The organism is Natroniella sp. ANB-PHB2 (assembly GCF_046097105.1).
GTDB lineage: Bacteria > Bacillota > Halanaerobiia > Halobacteroidales > Halobacteroidaceae > Natroniella.
Window position 1 is genome coordinate 72,482 of sequence record NZ_CP175562.1, and the last position, 18,077, is coordinate 90,558.

Annotated in this window: 15 protein-coding genes; 14 read left to right on the forward strand and 1 reads right to left on the reverse strand. The window is 34.1% G+C overall.

The genetic code is table 11. From position 1 onward, the window contains the following. Positions 1–343: 343 nt before the first annotated feature. The 10 genes from leuD (at position 344) to glmS (ending at position 12,481) form a co-directional block, all read left to right on the forward strand. A complete protein-coding gene (gene leuD / locus ACKF5P_RS00440) occupies positions 344–844 on the forward strand; it encodes a 3-isopropylmalate dehydratase small subunit (protein WP_408955545.1) in 501 nt (166 codons plus the stop codon). Then, positions 837–1,892 (forward strand): 3-isopropylmalate dehydrogenase, encoded by a 1,056-nt coding sequence (locus tag ACKF5P_RS00445; RefSeq protein WP_408955546.1) that lies wholly within the window; start codon positions 837–839, stop codon positions 1,890–1,892. The genes leuD and ACKF5P_RS00445 overlap by 8 nt, the downstream gene beginning before the upstream one ends. Before the next feature lie 16 nt (positions 1,893–1,908). Continuing rightward, complete coding sequence (gene cimA / locus ACKF5P_RS00450; protein ID WP_408955547.1) at positions 1,909–3,471, forward strand: citramalate synthase; 1,563 nt, start codon at positions 1,909–1,911, stop codon at positions 3,469–3,471. 282 nt (positions 3,472–3,753) lie between these two features. Further along, entirely contained in the window at positions 3,754–5,022 is a 1,269-nt protein-coding gene (locus tag ACKF5P_RS00455) for a YihY/virulence factor BrkB family protein (protein ID WP_408955548.1), read from the forward strand. A gap of 12 nt (positions 5,023–5,034) precedes the next feature. Further along, entirely contained in the window at positions 5,035–5,787 is a 753-nt protein-coding gene (locus ACKF5P_RS00460) for a fumarylacetoacetate hydrolase family protein (RefSeq protein WP_408955549.1), read from the forward strand. Positions 5,788–6,147: 360 nt separating this feature from the next. Beyond that, positions 6,148–6,864, forward strand: a complete 717-nt coding sequence (gene ubiE, locus ACKF5P_RS00465) for a bifunctional demethylmenaquinone methyltransferase/2-methoxy-6-polyprenyl-1,4-benzoquinol methylase UbiE (protein ID WP_408955550.1) — start codon at positions 6,148–6,150, stop codon at positions 6,862–6,864. Positions 6,865–7,014: 150 nt separating this feature from the next. After that, positions 7,015–7,977, forward strand: coding sequence for a polyprenyl synthetase family protein (locus ACKF5P_RS00470; RefSeq protein WP_408955551.1), 963 nt, complete (start codon positions 7,015–7,017; stop codon positions 7,975–7,977). 226 nt (positions 7,978–8,203) lie between these two features. After that, positions 8,204–8,959: a diadenylate cyclase CdaA gene (gene cdaA / locus ACKF5P_RS00475; protein ID WP_408955552.1), complete on the forward strand. Its 756-nt coding sequence runs from the start codon at positions 8,204–8,206 to the stop codon at positions 8,957–8,959. A gap of 104 nt (positions 8,960–9,063) precedes the next feature. Next, positions 9,064–10,401: a phosphoglucosamine mutase gene (glmM, locus tag ACKF5P_RS00480; RefSeq protein WP_408955553.1), complete on the forward strand. Its 1,338-nt coding sequence runs from the start codon at positions 9,064–9,066 to the stop codon at positions 10,399–10,401. Between the two features lie 259 nt (positions 10,402–10,660). Then, positions 10,661–12,481: a glutamine--fructose-6-phosphate transaminase (isomerizing) gene (glmS, locus tag ACKF5P_RS00485; protein WP_408955554.1), complete on the forward strand. Its 1,821-nt coding sequence runs from the start codon at positions 10,661–10,663 to the stop codon at positions 12,479–12,481. A gap of 116 nt (positions 12,482–12,597) precedes the next feature. Here the strand turns inward: glmS and ACKF5P_RS00490 are convergent, their stop codons facing one another. Continuing rightward, the gene (locus ACKF5P_RS00490; RefSeq protein WP_408955555.1) at positions 12,598–13,056 is read right to left on the reverse strand and encodes a hypothetical protein; all 459 of its coding nucleotides are present in this window, start codon (positions 13,054–13,056) and stop codon (positions 12,598–12,600) included. A gap of 175 nt (positions 13,057–13,231) precedes the next feature. Here ACKF5P_RS00490 and acpS point away from each other — a divergent pair, with 175 nt between their 5' ends. The 4 genes from acpS to ACKF5P_RS00510 all read left to right on the forward strand — a co-directional run bounded on the left by acpS (position 13,232) and on the right by ACKF5P_RS00510 (position 17,991). Beyond that, positions 13,232–13,606 (forward strand): holo-ACP synthase, encoded by a 375-nt coding sequence (acpS, locus tag ACKF5P_RS00495; protein WP_408955556.1) that lies wholly within the window; start codon positions 13,232–13,234, stop codon positions 13,604–13,606. 1 nt (position 13,607) lies between these two features. Next, on the forward strand, positions 13,608–15,158 hold the full coding sequence (locus ACKF5P_RS00500) for an NAD(P)H-hydrate dehydratase (RefSeq protein ID WP_408955557.1): 1,551 nt from the start codon (positions 13,608–13,610) through the stop codon (positions 15,156–15,158). 1 nt (position 15,159) lies between these two features. Then, complete coding sequence (locus ACKF5P_RS00505; protein WP_408955558.1) at positions 15,160–15,609, forward strand: CBS domain-containing protein; 450 nt, start codon at positions 15,160–15,162, stop codon at positions 15,607–15,609. 141 nt (positions 15,610–15,750) lie between these two features. Beyond that, positions 15,751–17,991, forward strand: a complete 2,241-nt coding sequence (locus ACKF5P_RS00510; RefSeq protein ID WP_408955559.1) for an IGHMBP2 family helicase — start codon at positions 15,751–15,753, stop codon at positions 17,989–17,991. Positions 17,992–18,077 lie beyond the last annotated feature (86 nt).

The window sequence follows — 18,077 nt, forward strand, 5'->3', positions numbered from 1 at the left end:
CTTCATTGCTCTATGATGAAGGATTATGACCACCAAGAGTCTTTCAAGACTCGTAGGGGTTCTAGGTTAACAGTAGATAGAAAAAATCTAAGAGCGGATTTTTTCATCACGAAGGGTTTGAAAAACCCGGAGGGAAGAAGTAAAGAATAAATGTACAATGTAGAATTTACAATTAAAGAATTAAGTGATTGAGGTAATAGAAAAAATCTAAGAGCGGATTTTTTTATCACGAAGAGTTCGAAAAACCCGGAGGGATAAATAATAGTGAGCAGTAAGTAGTAAACAGTAAGAAAAGCGATATATAAATCAAATTATTAGAGTATCAAAGGAGGAGTACTATAATATGGAGATCAAAGGTCAAGCATGGAAGTATGGCGATGATGTAGATACAGATGTAATAATTCCAGCTAGGTATTTAAATACTTCTGAGCCTAAGGAGTTAGCAAAACACTGTATGGAAGATATAGATGAGGATTTTGTTGATAATATGAGTCCAGGAGATTTGATTGTAGCTGAGGATAATTTTGGTTGTGGAAGCTCACGTGAACATGCTCCACTAGCAATTAAAGCAGCAGGAGTTTCTTGTGTAATTGCAAACTCTTTTGCTAGAATCTTTTATCGTAACTCAATTAATATCGGTTTGCCGATTTTAGAATGCCCTAAAGCTGTAGCAGGGATTGAAGAAGGAGATCAAGTTGAGGTCGATGTCGATTCAGGATTGATTAAGAATTTGACTAAAAAGGAAGAGTATCAAGCAGCAGCTTTTCCAGAGTTTATGCAGGAGTTAATCGATGCTGGTGGTTTAGTAAATTATGTAAGGGAAAAGGTGAGAAATAATGGGTAAGCAAAAGATTGCAGTTATCGGTGGAGATGGAATTGGCCCTGAAGTAACTAAGCAAGGGGTTAAGGTATTAGAGAAGTTGGCCCAAATCAGTGACTTAGAGTTTGAGTTTGAAGATTTTGCTTTGGGTGCCGACCATTATTTAGAGACTGGTGAGTTGGTAACTGATGAAGTTAAAGCAGACTTAGAAGGGTTTGATGCAATTTATTTAGGAGCGGTAGGTGATCCTCGGGTCAAACCTGGAGTTTTAGAGCATGGAATCTTATTAGATTTAAGATTTTCTTTTGATCAGTATATTAATTTAAGACCTATTAAATTATTAGATTCTAAATTTACTCCACTAAAGGATAAAGGGCCAAAGGATATTGACTTGATGATTGTACGGGAAAATACAGAAGGTCTATATGCTGGAGTAGGAGGTTTTTTAAAGCAAGGAACTGAAGATGAAGTAGCAACTCAGCAGATGATCAATACTTATAAGGGAGTAGAGAGAGTTACTCGTTATGCTTATGAATATGCTCAAAAAAGAGATAAGGAAAAGAAGTTAACTTTATGTGATAAAAGTAATGTTTTAACTTATGCACATGATCTATGGCAGAGAGTTTTTGCTGAGGTTGGTCAAGATTTTGCTGATGTAAAACAGGATCATATGTTAGTTGATGCAATTACAATGAAGCTGGTTAGAAATCCAGAGGTCTTTGATGTAGTTGTAACTTGTAATATGTTTGGTGATATTATCACTGATTTAGGTGCTGAGATTCAGGGGGGGATGGGTCTTGCTGTATCAGGTAATATCAACCCAGAAGGTGTATCGATGTTTGAACCTGTTCATGGTTCTGCCCCAGATATTGCAGGAGAGAATAAAGCTAATCCAATTGCAGCTTTATTAGCAGCAGCAATGATGGTTGAAGTATTAGGTCATCCAGAAGAGGCTGATAAGATTGAGCAAGCAATCAAGTTATCATTAGCAAAAGATCAAACAACTCTGGATATGGGTGGTAATTTAACTACTGACCAAGTTGGAGATTATATTTGTAGCGTTTTAGAATAGGAGGGAGAATAGAAAGATGGTACAAATTTATGATACGACTTTACGTGATGGAACTCAACGGGAAGGGATCTCCTATTCAACAGAGGATAAGTTGAATATTACTAAAAAATTAGATCAATTGGGAATTGATTATATTGAGGGGGGTTGGCCCGGCTCAAACCCTAAAGATATTGAATATTTTAAGAGTGTTAAAAAAGTGGACTTAAAGTCAGCTAAAATAACTGCTTTTGGTAGCACTCGTCGACCCAAGATCAAGCCTGAAGATGATCAAAATTTACAGGCAATCTTAGATTCAGGGGTTGAAGTGGCTACAATATTCGGTAAAACATGGGATTTACATGTGACTGAAGCATTAAAGACTACTTTAGAAGAGAATTTGAAGATGATTGAGAGTTCAGTTAGATATTTAAAGGAAAAAGGGTTAGAAGTTCATTTTGATGCTGAGCATTTCTTTGATGGTTATCAAGCTAATCCTGAGTATGCTTCACAGGTTTTACAAGCTGCTCAAGCAGGTGGAGCGGATACCTTAGTGTTATGTGATACTAATGGAGGACGGATGCCTTTTGAAATTATAGATATTATTACATTTATTAAAGAGAAAGTTAAAGTCCCTTTAGGAATTCATGCTCATAATGATGCTGAAGTAGCTGTAGCTAATTCATTAGCTGCTTATGAAATTGGGGTTAAACATATTCAAGGAACAATTAATGGCTTTGGAGAACGGTGTGGTAACGCTAATTTATCATCATTATTACCTAATTTGAAACTCAAATATGGAGTTGATTTTATAACTGATCAACAATTGAAGAGATTAACTGAAACTTCACGTTATATTAATGAGGTAGCTAATTTAACTCCTCCTAGCCATAAACCATATGTTGGAGATAGTGCGTTTGCTCATAAGGGTGGAATTCATGTTAGTGCTATCTTAAAAGAGCCGAAGACTTATGAGCATATCAATCCTGAATTGGTTGGTAATCAAAGAGAAGTATTAGTCTCTGAGCTATCTGGGAAGAGCAATTTAGTTTACAAAGCTAAGGAATTAGGAATTGATCTTGGGCAAGAAGATGCTGATTTAAGTGAAGTGTTGGCCAAGATTAAAGAGTTAGAGCATCAAGGTTATTACTTTGAAGGTGCAGAAGCTTCTCTTAGATTATTAATTGAAAGAGCGACAGGGGATTATGAAAAGTTATTTGATTTAGAAGGGGTTAGGATTATTACAGAAAAGACTGAAGAGCTTAATCCTAATTCAGAAGCAACCATTAAAGTAAGGGTTAATGGTAATCAGGTACATACTGCTGCTGAGGGTGAAGGGCCAGTTAATGCTTTAGATTATGCTTTAAGAAAAGCACTACTTCAATTTTACCCTGAACTAGAAATGATCCATTTAATTGATTATAAGGTAAGGGTGTTAGATGGGAACGATGGTACAGCAGCTAAAGTACGAGTCTTGATTGAGTCTTCTGATGGGCAAGAAACCTGGGGAACAGTAGGTGCTTCAACCAATATAATAGAAGCTAGTTGGCAGGCTTTAGTGGATAGTATTGAATATGGTATTAAGCTGAAGCGTGACAGTTAGAAGTAGAGGTTATCTGTAAATATTGAATTTAGTTTACGGAGAGCCTATGGTGTTTATAGGCTCGTAGGGATAGTATTGAATATGGTATTAAGCTGAAGCGTGACAGTTAGAAGTAGAGGTTATCTGTAAGTATTGAATTTCATTCGCGGAGGGTGTGAAGTTACGCTTAATATTAATTGAATTAAATAAGGCTAATTTAGGTCAGGTACAGTATTGTATCTGGCTTTTGCTTTCAATATAGATTAAAATATAGTAAAATTAGAAATAAAGGGATGATAAGGTGTGTTAAATATATTGCAAGAATTTCAAGAGATGAATTGGAAATTATTCAGCCAGCGGGTTTATCAAAAGATAAAAGATGTTGAACTATCAATTAAAGCAATGAGTTTAGTTTATATTACTCTACTATCCTTAATTCCGTTATTGATCTTTTCTTTTTATTTGATAACTTTATTTAATTTTTTTGGTAGTTTAGATAGAATAATTGAGTTATCAAGAGAGGTGATTTTGACCCATCTTGCTACTGGAACAGGGCAAACAGTAATTGAATTATTAGAGGCATATGTTACTGAAGTTGATATAGCTCAACTAGGGGTTGTTAGTTTTATCTCTTTAATAGTGATAGTTATTTTTATGTTAGCTAAAATAGAGAAAAGTTTTAATTTGATTTGGGGAGTAACAGAACACCGAGATTTATTTAAAAGGTTTGTATCCTTTTGGACTTTTATTACTTTAGGTACCTTTTTACTGGCCCTTGTATTAGGATTTATTGTTTCAATAGTTACTTCTTACTTAGATGCAGGAATGATTAATCTATCAGCAGATAATAAATTTTTATTTAGATTGTTATTGACTTTAACTTATTTCATTTTATATATTGTGGCTTATTATTTAATTCCTAATACAAAAGTTGAACCGATTGCAGCAGTAGTAGGAGGGTTAGTTAGTGGAGGGTTATTTACTGTAACTAGAAGTTTATATTTGATGTATACTAGAAGTATGATTACTTATTATCGAATTCATCGAATCTATGGTTCGTTATCTGTAATTCCTTTATTTTTGATTTGGCTTTATTTGGTTTGGTTAATTACCCTTTTTGGAGCAGTAGTCTGTTATATATTTCAAAATAGAGATAATTTAAATCATATTATTGATTCTGAAGAGATCAGCATTAGAATTAAAAGTTTGATTCCAGTTGTTATTCTAACAGTTGTTTATAAAGATTTTATGTCTAGTGAAACAACTGGGGTTAGTTTTAATAACTTATGTAGCAAGCTTAATTTACCACCTCAAATAATCAAGAATAATCTGCAAGGATTAGTAGAAGAGGATTTATTAGCTATTACTAATCAAAAAAGATATATTCCTTTGACAAAAGCAACTAATGTTTCTTTATGGGATATTTGTAGTTCATTATTAATTAATAATCAATTAGAAGTTGAAGAGCTCTTTTTTGATAAGCAAATTATTAATACTTATTCAGAAGTAGAAAAAAGCTTAAAGGAGAAGTTGAGTCGGATAACTATGTTAGATTTAATAGAACAAAATTGAGAGGTGAGTGTAGTGAATTATGTTAGGTTTAAAAAAGATGGTAAGAGAAATTATGGTATTTTAGATGGGAAAGAAGTGAAATTGATTACTGGAGATATTTATCAAGATTATAAGTTAACTGACCTGGTTTATCAGTTATCAGAGGTTGAGCTATTAGCTCCTTGTAATCCAACTAAGATAGTTTGTGTCGGTTTAAATTATTTAGATCATGCACAAGAGTTAGGAATGGAGATTCCAAAAGAGCCACTTATTTTTTTGAAACCAACCAGTGCATTGATTGGTCCAGCAGATGAAATTAAATATCCTCAGATGGGCCAACAGATCGATTATGAAGCTGAACTGGCTATTGTGATCAAGAAAGAAACTAAGAATATTTCTCCTCAACAAGCTAAAGAGCATATTTTAGGTTATACTTGCTTTAATGATGTGACAGCTAGAAAATTACAAGCAAGAGATGGACAATGGACACGGGCCAAATCTTTCGATACATTTGCTCCTATTGGCCCAAGTATTGCTAGTGGTATTGCAGCAAATAATCTTGAAATTAAGTTGCTGAAAAATGGAGAGATTAAACAAAACTCTAATACAAAGCAGATGATTTTTACGGTAGAAGAGATTGTCAGCTTTATCTCTCAGGTTATGACTTTAGAAGCTGGAGATTTGATTGCTACCGGTACCCCTCCAGGAGTTGGCCCAGTGGAGAGAGAGGACAAGATAGAAGTTCAGATAGAAGGGATCGGTACTTTAAAGAATATGATTAAGTAAAGTAGATGCTTGTAACTAAGCTTAATATGATTGCCTTAAAAAGATAAATATTAAAATCTTATGCTCACGGGTTTAAAGCTCTTAATTTGGATATACTATTAATACTATGTATCAATAAAAACAAATTTATTTAAATTATTATCTTATTTATAGTATTATGCTAGTGAAATTGTATATTACTAATATTAAACATATATAAATTTTAGAAGTTTATTAATAATAAAGTATAAGTACTTAATTGAGTTTAGAATGATAAATAGAAAGATCTGAGTTTCTTATGCAATTTTTAATGTATGCTGATAAAAATTACTATAAGATCCAATAAGCAAATATCTTTTTACATAGGAAAGGTGACAAAAGTTGAATGAAAAAAGTGAGCAGTTAGATAAAAAAGGGGAATACGTGAAGGGTATTTTTAGTGAGTTGGCCCCAAGATATGAATTGACTAATCGAATCATTTCTTTTGGATTAATCTCTAGCTGGAGAAAAAAGATAGTAAAAATAGCTAACTTATCAGATGATGATCAAGTATTAGATCTATGTGCTGGAGATGGAGAAGTAACTAAGCTTCTTGCTGAGCAGGTACCCCAAGGAAAAGTAATTGGGGTGGATTTTTGTCCTGAAATGATTGCTGAAGCTAAAAAAAAGCTGAAAAAAAAGAATTTAAAAAGAGTGGAGTTTTGCTTAGGAGATGCAACAAACTTAAATTTTAATGATAATTCTTTTGATTGTGTAACAATAGCTTTTGGTTTGCGTAATACAGAAGATATTTCTCAAGTCATTCGAGAAATGAGAAGAGTGGTTAAACCTGGAGGACAGGTACTATGCCTGGATTTAGCTAAAAGCCGGATACCGATTTATCGAACCTTATTCTATGGTTATTTCAACTATATATTACCTATGATTGGAAAATTAGTTTGTGGTCAAAAAGAGCCTTATTTATATTTTGTTAAATCCTTAAGAACTTTTCCTAATCAGGAGAAACTAGGTCAAATTTTTATTGAAAATGAACTAAAGGAAGTAGAATACTTTGAATTTACAGGTGGAGTAGTTGCTGTTCATAAAGGTACAAAATAAGTAATGGTTTAATAGGTTATTAATATTGTAAAGAATAATTAGATTAGACTTTTTAAGATATATCACTAGAGGAAGGGATTAATTTAGCCAGTAGTTAGTTAGGTGTTAAGAAGCCTTTTTTATTATTTTGAAGGTAAAGGAGTTGGAAGTATGTTTGCCATGGAAGCTGAAATTAAGGGTTTGATAGAGCAGGTAGATAATTTTATAATTGGATATGCTAATTCCAGAGAAAAATTAATTAATGAAGCAGTCGCAGATCTAGTTAAAGCTGGTGGAAAAAGGTTACGGCCGATATTAATGATTTTGGCTAGTAAGTTTGGTGATTATCAGTCTGATAAAGTAACTAAGATTGCTTCTGGCTTGGAGTTGCTCCATATGGCTACGTTAGTTCATGATGATATAATAGATGAAGGAACTATGCGTCGGGGTGAATTAACTGTTCAAAAGAGATTTGGAAAAGATGTTGCGGTTTTTGTAGGGGATTTTTTATTAACAAAGTCTTATAATCTCTTTTTTGAATACTTATCACGTAATTCTATATTAAAGTTTAATAAAACTGTTAAATTGATTTGCGAAGGGGAAGCTGGTCAATATCAGAGTAAGTTTGATCATGATTTAAGTATAAATGGCTATTTGCGTCATATTAGGCGTAAGACAGCTTTATTATTTGGTTTTAGTACTTATGTTGGTGCTTATGAAAGTGGACTTCGCAATAATAATCTCTTTAATTTATATAATGTAGGCTTAGAAATGGGAATGTCCTTTCAGATTCGGGATGACATTTTAGATTTCATTGGAGAAAAAGAGAAGGTAGGAAAGGCTATTGGACAAGACTTATTAGCAGGGGTGTATACTCTTCCTATTGTCTATCTTTTACAGTCTAACGAAGCTGGTGTTCAGGTTAGAGAAATATTAGGTAAAGAATTTATTACACAAGATGATATTTTCTTAATTTCAGAATTAATAAGGAAGGGGCAAGCTCTTGATAAGAGTCGACAGTTAGAACAGAGATTTTTAGATAGAGCAAAGTATCATTTAAAACAGCTACCAGAGAATGAAGCAAAGCAGAGCTTGAGTTATATTTTAGGTTATCAATTAAACAGAAAAAACTAGAATAAAAGTTGAAACAATTAACTTGTTAAAGGAAGTTTTTAGTTAAAGTAGATCTAGGTTTAAGTGAGAAGAAGATTAATTAAAGATGTCAATTAAAGCTAAAGCTTTAATTTTAATTACTTTAAGTTGGCTAAGTTTTTAATTATGGAAAGTTAGTAAAAGAGTTGTTAGTAATTATTAAATGAAAAAAGCAGGTATAATATAATTTAAGAGAGGAAGAAGTGGAATGACAGAGTTTAACTTATTAATTATTATTGATATTATAGTGACTGGTTTGATTTCTTACAAAGTTTTTAATCTAATTAAAGAAACTAGAGCACTTCAACTCTTAAAGGGTATTTTGGTCTTATTTTTAATTAATTATATAAGTGGGCAGTTAGGACTTCAAGTTTTTAATATGTTATTAGAGCAATTAAGAACAATGGTGTTAATTGCTTTACCAGTTGTATTCCAACCAGAACTAAGAAGGGCTTTAGAGCATATAGGTAGAGGTAAGTTATTTAAATATTGGACTAGTCGTGATACATTTAAGATTCAAACGGATAAATTGGTGGCTGCTACAATGAGGTTAAGTAAGAGTCAGACAGGAGGATTAATTGTTCTTAAAAGAGAGACAGGCTTGAAGGAAGTTATTGATACTGGTGTTCAATTAGATGCTCTTGTGTCGACGGAGTTATTAATCAATATATTTGTTCCAAAAAGCCCCTTGCATGATGGGGCAGTAATCATTGATCAGGGTAGGATTGTAGCAGCTAATTGTTTATTACCGCTAACTAAGAATAAAAAGTTGAGTCAAAGTCTTGGGACTAGGCATAGAGCAGCAGTTGGGGTTAGTGAAGAAACTGATGCTTTAGTGATTATTGTATCAGAGGAAACTGGAGTTATTTCAACTGCATTTGCAGGAAAATTGAAGTATAATCTAGATGAATTCGATTTAAAGGAGGAATTATTTGTTAAATTCAGCGAAAATAAGGATGATTAATTGACAATCTAGAGCTTGATAACATATAATTAAATGAGTATTAATTAGATTTAATTGATGCTTGGTTTTGAGGTTAGATACAATTAATGATGAGGAGTGAGAATATGGGAGAATTATTTGGTACTGATGGTGTACGTGGTGAAGTAAATCAATTTTTGAATGTGGAGATGGCATTTAAGTTGGGCAAGGCAGGTGCTTATTATCTAACAGAAGGTTGTAGTGAGGCTAAGATATTAGTTGGTAAGGATACTCGTGTTTCTGGTGATTTACTTGAGGCTGCTTTAGTAGCAGGAATTAGCTCATTAGGGGTTGATGTTATCAAATTAGGAGTTGTTCCGACTCCAGCTGTTGCTTATTTGACTGCTCAAGAAGATGTTATAGCAGGGATCATGATTTCAGCTTCTCATAACCCTGTCCAAGATAATGGAATTAAGTTTTTTAATCAGGCTGGCTTTAAATTGACTGATGAGCAAGAAGGTGAGATTGAAGATATTTATTTTAATCAAGTTGATCAGTTGCCATTAGCTGCTGGAGATCGCACTGGACAAGTAACAGGAGATTATCAGCTTGTAAATGATTATCTTAATCACTTAAAAGGGACTGTTAGCTGTGATTTTTCCAAGTTGAAGGTTGTGGTAGACTGTGCTAATGGAGCAGCTTATCAACTGACACCTCAGTTATTATCTGAGTTAGGAGCAGAAGTAATTGCGATTAATGATCAGCCAACTGGTTATAATATTAATCAAGATTGTGGATCTACCTATCCTGAGGTAATTAAGGAGGCAGTCATTAAGTATGAAGCAGATTTAGGTATTGCTCATGATGGTGATGCTGATCGTTTAATTGCTGTTGATGGAGAAGGGAAGTTGGTTGATGGTGATTATATTATGACAATCTGTGGACGGTATCTGTTAGATAAAGGGGAGTTGGCCCGTAATACACTAGTAGTCACTAAATATAGTAATTTAGGGCTACATCAAGCAATTAAAGAAGAGAATGGTCAAGTTGAAGTTACTAAAAATGGCGATCGTTATGTCTTGGCAAAGATGAGAGAAGCAGGATATAATTTAGGTGGAGAAAAGTCGGGTCATATTATCTTTTCAGATTATAATACTACTGGGGATGGACTGTTGACAGCATTGCAACTAATTGAAGTGATTGTAGATAGTGGGAGATCGCTTGCTGAGTTAAGGGAGCAGATGAGTGCTTTTCCACAATTATTAGTTAATGTTGAAGTTGATAATAAAGCTTGGGAAGAGAATCAAAAAATAAAAGAAGTAATTACAGATGTTGAGGAATTTTTAGGTGCTGACGGTAGGATTTTTGTGCGGGCTTCAGGAACTGAGCCTGTAATCAGAGTGATGGTTGAAGGGCAGGATAAAGAAGAGTTAGAAAGATTGGCTAATCAAGTGGCAGAGGTGATAAAGGAAGAGCTGAATTAGTTTACAGTGGAAAGTACAAAGTGTATAGTTAAGATCTTAAAAGTAGTTTATTATCAACTATACACTATAATTATAGCGCCCGAACTCATAATGAGTTGACGAGGATGGGGGAGAATCGAGGTTGTCGGCGGATGCCCCTGAGGCTATCTCTAGTTATAGCCTCTTTAAACTGAATCTTTAAATCATCTGAGTGATCAGGTAGACAAAGGGGTTTAGTATAGCTAGCTAAATTTAAATTTGATGGAGGTTTAATATATATATGTGCGGAATTGTGGGATATATTGGAACTAAAGAAGCTACACCTATTTTATTGGAAGGGTTAAAGAAGTTAGAGTATCGAGGTTATGATTCAGCTGGGATCTCTTTGTACAATCAGGGCCAAATTGAAACAGTTAAGACTGTCGGTAAATTAACTGAATTAGAAGAATTAGTTCAACAAGAGAAACCAACTGGTCAGCTTGGTATTGGTCATACTAGATGGGCTACTCATGGGAAGCCATCTACTCCGAACTCTCACCCTCATACTAGCTCTAATGATAAATTTGTGGTGGTTCATAATGGAATTATAGAAAATTATTCAACTTTAAAAGCTGAATTGCAGGAAAAAGGTTATCAGTTTACTTCTCAAACTGATACAGAAGTCATTCCTCATTTGTTAGCAGAATATTATGATGGTAATTTAGAAAGGACAGTTAGAAAGGTAACTGAAAAGTTAGAAGGAGCTTATGCTCTGCTTATTTTGGCTAAAAGTGAGCCGGATAAGTTGATTGCTGTTCGTGAAGATAGTCCATTAATTGTAGGGCTAGCTGATGATGAATATTTTATTGCATCTGATATTCCAGCTATTTTAAAGCATACTGACCAAGTTTATATTTTAGAAGATGGGGAGATGGCCATAATTAGTAGGGATGATGTTGAGTTATCAACGGTAGATGGTAAGAAGGTTGATAAGGAGATCTTTGTGGTCGATTGGGATCCAGGTATGGCAGAGAAGGCTGGTTTTGAACATTTTATGTTAAAAGAAATTCATGAACAACCAGAAGCATTGCGTAGAGCAGTTGCAGGTAGATTAAATCAAGCTGATATTCATCTTGATGAAGTAGGCTTGACTGTTCAGGAGATTAGAGAGTACAATAAGATCTATATTGTAGCTTGTGGAACTGCTTACCATTCTGGATTAGTTGGTAAACATGCTCTAGAGAAGCTAGCTAAAATTCCAGTGGACGTAGATATTGCTTCTGAATTTAGATATCGAGATCCGTTAGTTGATCAAGATACTTTAGTAATTGTAGTCAGTCAGTCAGGTGAAACTGCTGATACTTTAGCAGCTTTACGAGAGGCACAGGACAAAGGTGCTAGAGTAATTGCCATCTGTAATACTGTAGGTAGTACTATTCCTCGAGAAGCAGATGATGTTGTCTATATTCATGCTGGCCCAGAGGTTGCTGTTGCTTCTACTAAAGCTTATTTAACAATGTTGGTTGCATTTTATATGTTAGCGATTTATTTTGCACGGGCCAAGGGTTTGTTAACTACTGAGCGGAGTGAAGAGTTGATCTCTGCCTTAAAGGAGCTACCAGATCAGGTAGCAGAAATTATTGAAGAGGGTGAAGAGCAGATAGCTCAGTTAGCTAAAGAATATTTAAAGCAAGAAAATGCCTTCTTTATTGGGCGAAGTATCGATTATGCCGTAGCTTTAGAAGGTTCATTAAAATTAAAAGAGATCTCTTATATTCATGCTGAAGCTTATCCAGCAGGTGAATTAAAGCATGGAACTTTGGCATTGATTGAAGAGGGAATTCCAGTCATTGCTTTAGCTACCCAAAAATCAGTAATCGAGAAGACCTTAAGTAATATTAAAGAGGTTAAAGCTCGCGGAGGAGTTATAACGGGGATTACTGCCAATGGGGTTGATGAGAAGGAATTTGATTATTCAATTAAAATTCCTCAAACTGATCAATTGTTAACTTCAATCTTAACTGTTATACCTTTACAGTTGTTAGCCTACTATGTAGCGGTAGAACGGGGCTGTGATGTTGATCAACCACGTAACTTAGCAAAAAGTGTAACGGTAGAGTAAAAAAACTGAGGTTAAGTTTAAGGTTGAGGATGAGTAAAAGATTACAGTTCAAATAAAAAGCGCCCCCTAGGGGGTGCTTTTTATTTTTTAATGGGTTACTAAAACTTAACCTTAATCTAAAGTTGGTTAATATCAATTACTAACCACTGCTCAGTTTCAGAATTAAAGGTCAAGATGTATTCTACTTTTTCTACCCGCTCAAAACTTAATCCGTTAATATATTCCGTATAGTTCTTTAATTTAGCGGTATAAGTTGCTTTTCCTTCTTCTAGTTCAACTGCTGCTTCTTTTATTTTAATTTTTATCTGTTTTATCCTTTTAGGATTAGGAAACCTTCCTTCTAGATCATCAAAAGTCTCTATGATTTCCGTTCCATGTTCATTAGTCTTCTTGTTTTTATAATCTGGAGAAAAAAAATCTAAGTAACTATCTAAGTCATTGTTTTCCATAGTTGAAAATAAGTGACTCATTCTTTCTTTAACTTCTTGTTGGGAAGAAATGTTACTGGCGATAGCTATTGAATAACTATTTATAATAACTGTAATAACTAATAATACATATATTATTTTTTTCAATTATACTCACTCCTTTTTAATTCTGCTTTATTATATAACTTCTGTTTTTTTTTTTAATATCCTTGTTATTTAGTTTAAATTAATCATAGTAAAAAAATTAAGTTAAAAACAGGATTAAAAAGAATTTTATAGAATTTGATAAATAGACAAAAGATAAAAGCTAAGGAGAATTAATATGCAAGGATTAGGGATTGATATAGTGGAAATTGAGCGGATTGCAGAGGCCATTAAGAAGAGGGAAAAATTTAAACAGAGAATATTTACAAAAAATGAGGTTAGTTATTGTGAAGAATATAAAGAGTCATGGCCATATTATGCAGCACGTTTTGCTGCTAAAGAAGCTATTGTTAAAGCCTTAGGGACTGGGTTTAGAGGTTTTACATGGAAAGAGGTAGAAATAGTTAAAGATGATTTAGGAAAGCCAACAGTTAAGCTTTATAATCGAGCTCAAAAGTTGGCCCAGGAAAAAGGAATCAAAAATTTTTTAATAAGTATCTCTCATAGTCGTGACTATGCAGTTGCTCAAGCAATTGCTATTGGGAGGGATTAGTATGAAAGTAGTTACTGGAGTAGAGATGAAAGAGATTGATAGGAAAACTATTGAAGAGGTTGGCATACCAGGCACTGTCTTAATGGAGCGAGCTGGAATGAAAGTGGCAGCTGAAGCTACTAACCTGTTAGGACAAGTTGTAAAGTCAGAGGTCATTATTTTAGCTGGCTGTGGCAATAATGGTGGAGATGGTTTTGTAGTTAGCCGATTGTTAGCAGGAGAAGGAATAAAAGTTAAGACCATCTTATTAGGGCAGCGTGACAAGGTTGGTGGCGATGCAAAGGTCAATCTTGATATTTTAGACAGTTTAAATTTATCTGTAATTGAAATAAAAGCTGAAGAAGAGTTGACTAGTTTAAAAGAGGATTTAGAGCAAGCCGATCTGATAGTTGACTCTTTATTAGGAACAGGAATTACAGGGGAATTGAGGGGGTTGTATCCTGATCTAATTCAGTTAATTAATCAACTAATTACTCCAGTACTTGCAGTTGATATTCCCTCAGGAGTTGAGGCAGGGACTGCTAAGGTTAGGAGTGTAGCGGTTAAGGCTAAAAGAACAGTTACTTTTGGTTTGCCTAAGATAGGAACTATTTTATATCCTGGGAGGGAGTATGTTGGTGATTTAAAGGTGGTTGATATTGGTTTGCCTAAACAAGTAATTGTCGAGCAAGAGTTGACTACTGAGTTAATTACTGCTGAATTCGTTAAACAAAACTTAGCAGTTCGTAAGCAAAATACTCATAAAGGAAATTATGGAAGGTTGTTAGTTGTGGCAGGTTCACAAGGGATGACGGGGGCTGCTATGCTGACTGCTCAAGCTAGTCTAAAAGTAGGGGCAGGATTGGTTACAGTTGGGGCTCCAAGTAGCTTAAATCCTATCTTAGAGTCAAGATTAGTAGAGGCGATGACCTATCCACTGGCTGAGACAGAACAAGCTATTTTAGCACTAAAAGCAGAGCAACAAATTGAAGAGTTGCTATCAGATAAAGATTTATTAGCGATTGGCCCAGGGTTGGGCCAAGGTGAGCAGTTGACGACTTTGATTCATAATTTATTGAAGAGCGTAGATATTCCGCTAGTGATCGATGCTGATGGTTTAAATGCAATTCAGGATTTAGAGTTACTTGCTAAGCGAGAAGCACTGACTATTTTAACACCTCATCCAGGAGAGTTGGCTAGAATGCTCGATCTGACTGTTGGGCAGATCGAGGAAGATAGGATTGGATTGGCCCGAAAGTTGGCCCGGCAATATCAGGTGCTCTTAGTTTTGAAAGGAGCTCAAACTGTCGTTGCTACTCCGACCGGTCAAGTTTATGTAAATTTGACTGGTAATGCAGGATTGGCTACAGGTGGCAGTGGTGATTTTTTAACAGGAATGATTGCTGGTTTGGCTGTTCAAGGATTAGAGGAAGTAACTGCTACAATAATAGCAGTTTATTTACATGGTTTAGCTGCTGATTTAGCTAAGGATAAGTTAACAGAATATAGTTTAGTTCCTACTGACTTGTTAGATTATTTACCGGAGGCAATAAAAAAAATAAGGAGGAGTTAAAGTGACAAAAGCTGCTGATATTATGACAGAAGATGTAATTGTTGTTTCTCCGCAGATGACGATTAAGGAGGTTTCTAAGCTATTTACTGAAGAAGGAATAAGTGGTGCTCCAGTAATAGAAGGTGATCAATTAATAGGAATAGTAAGTGGTGGAGATTTAATAGTTAAAAATGAAAGGGTTAAATTTCCAAACTATCTTTATTTTTTAGATAGTGTCTTCTATTTAGATAGTTTCAAAGAGTTTGAAGATGATTTCAAAAAGATTGTAAAGATGAAGATTGAAGATGTGATGACTACTGATATTATTACAGTTGAGCCTGATGATAGCCTTGAAACAGTAGCTAATTTATTTGTTGATAGAGGGATTAAAAGAGTGCCTGTCATTAAAGGGGAGCAACTTGTTGGAATTATTACTAGAGCAGATCTTATTCGTTATCTGAGCCAGGACTGATAGAGTTATCTTATTGATTACAGATATAAACTTACAAACTAGATTATCTGCTTTTGACGAATTAAATTTATTTTGATATACTCTATTAATGAAATTGCACCCTGCATAGGGTGTAATTTTTCGATTGAAGGAGGCGATAGAATGGTTAATTTAATTGTTAATAATTTATCTAATCATATTGGTCCAGGAGATATTGTGGGTGCTTTTACTAATGAAGCTAATATTGATGGGGGGCAAATCGGTAAGATTGAATTTAAAGGTAATAATGCAATCGTTGAAATAGAAGATGAAGTAGCTGAGCATGTAATGAAGGTGATGAATAGAAATAAAATTGCTGGAGTTGCAGTTGGAGTAGAGATTGATAATAATTTTAAAGAAGAGCTAGAGGTAGTTGAAAATTATATTAATAAATATAAACATTTAGTTCAGTTGGAAAGAAAAGAAGAAATGAAGTATCATGAAGCAGAGATTAAAAATTTATCAGGAAAAGAACGTGAAAAGAAGGGAAGGGCTTTCTTGAATTTACGTGGTCGAGATCAAGGCCAAGCCTTTGCTGGTAAATTTGTAGTTAAGTTTATGAAGCAACAGCAAGGAAAGTCATTACCAGATAATGAAATTAATATTGGTGATCTAATAATGATTAGTAAAAATGAACCATTAAATCCTGATAATCCTACTGGAACTGTAATAGAAAAGACTAATTATTCAATTATCGCTGTTTTTGACAATCAACCATCTGGTTTTGTATATAGTAAAAATCTTCGCTTAGATTTATATGTTAATGATATTACTTTTCAAAGGATGTTAGATGCTTTAGGAAGATTGGAATCTGCTTCAGGAAGATTAAAAGAATTAAGAAGTAAATTATTGGGGATAGGTGAAATAGAGTTTGATAAAAAAGAGAAGGTTAAATTTAGTAATATGGCTTTAAACCAGTCACAAAAAGAAGCAGTTGAAATGGCTTTGGCTGCTAAAGATTTCTTTTTGATCCATGGACCACCAGGAACAGGAAAGACTGTGACTGCAATTGAGATTTTAGAACAAGCAGTTCAACGTCAAAGAAAGGTTTTGGCAACAGCTGATTCTAATACAGCAGTTGATAATTTAGTAGAAAGGTTAATTAAACGAGGGTTAAATATTCTTAGGATTGGTCATCCAGTTAGAGTAAATCCTATTTTAAGGCAACATACTTTAGATTATGTAATAGAGGGCCAACCAGAATATAAGAAGGCCGAACAGTTAAGAGAGCGAGCATATAAATTGCTAGAAGAACAAAAAGAGTGTACTCATCCGAGTGGACGCTGGAGAAGAGGGTTGAGCAATGAGCAGATTAAAAAGTTAGCTAATAAAGGGAAAAGTAGTAGGGGGGTTCCTAGTAATAAGATAAAAGAGATGGCTGACTGGTTAGAGTTACAAGATGAAATAGATCGATTATTTACTCAAATAGAGTGTTTAGAAGATGAGGCAATTAAAAGATTAATTAAGGAAGCTGATGTGATTTGTACAACTAATTCAACTGCTGGTTCTGAAGTTTTAGCAGAAGAAAAGTTTGACTTATTAGTAATAGATGAAGCTACACAAGCAACTGAGCCTTCTGCGTTAATTCCATTAGTTAAGGCGGATAAGGTTATTTTAGCTGGGGATCATAAACAACTACCACCAACAATTCTAAATAAAGAAGCAGAAAAAAAAGGGCTTTCCAAGTCATTGTTTGAGAGGCTATTAGAAGTTCATAGCTTTGAAATCAGAGAGATGTTGAAGCTACAATATCGAATGAATCAACAAATAATGAATTTTATTAATCAAGAGTTTTATCAAGGAGAGTTGATTGCAGCAAATGAGGTTAAAGATTGGGATTTAACTGAGCTTGATTTTGAATTTTCACAAGGGAATTCACCAGCAGAGCGGGCTTTAAATTGTAAGGAGGCAATTGCTTTTTTTGATACAGCAGGGATGAGTGCTCCAGAATATTCTAGAAACAATTCTACTTCATTACAGAATCGGGTTGAAGCAGAATTATGTACAGAGATAGTTAACTATTCTATTAATGGTGGGATTGAACAAGAGCAAATAGCAGTAATTAGCCCTTATTATGACCAAGTTGATTTAATTAAAAATTTACTTAAATTTGATCATGTTGAAGTCAATACTGTAGATGGTTTTCAAGGCAGAGAGAAAGAAGTGATTATTCTTTCTTTGGTTAGAAGTAATTCTAAAGAGAACATTGGTTTTTTAAGGGATGTTAGACGGTTAAATGTGTCATTGTCACGAGCCAAAAAGAAATTGATTGTTGTCGGTGATTCTTCTACTATTGGGGGAGATCAACTTTATTATCGTTTAATAAGTTATATTAAAGCAGCAGGCTATTACTATAATTTATAGATGATAATTGGTATAAATTACTTTTTTGAAATCAGTTTATTTCATTGACATGGATAATAAAAATAGTATATAATTAACTAGTAATC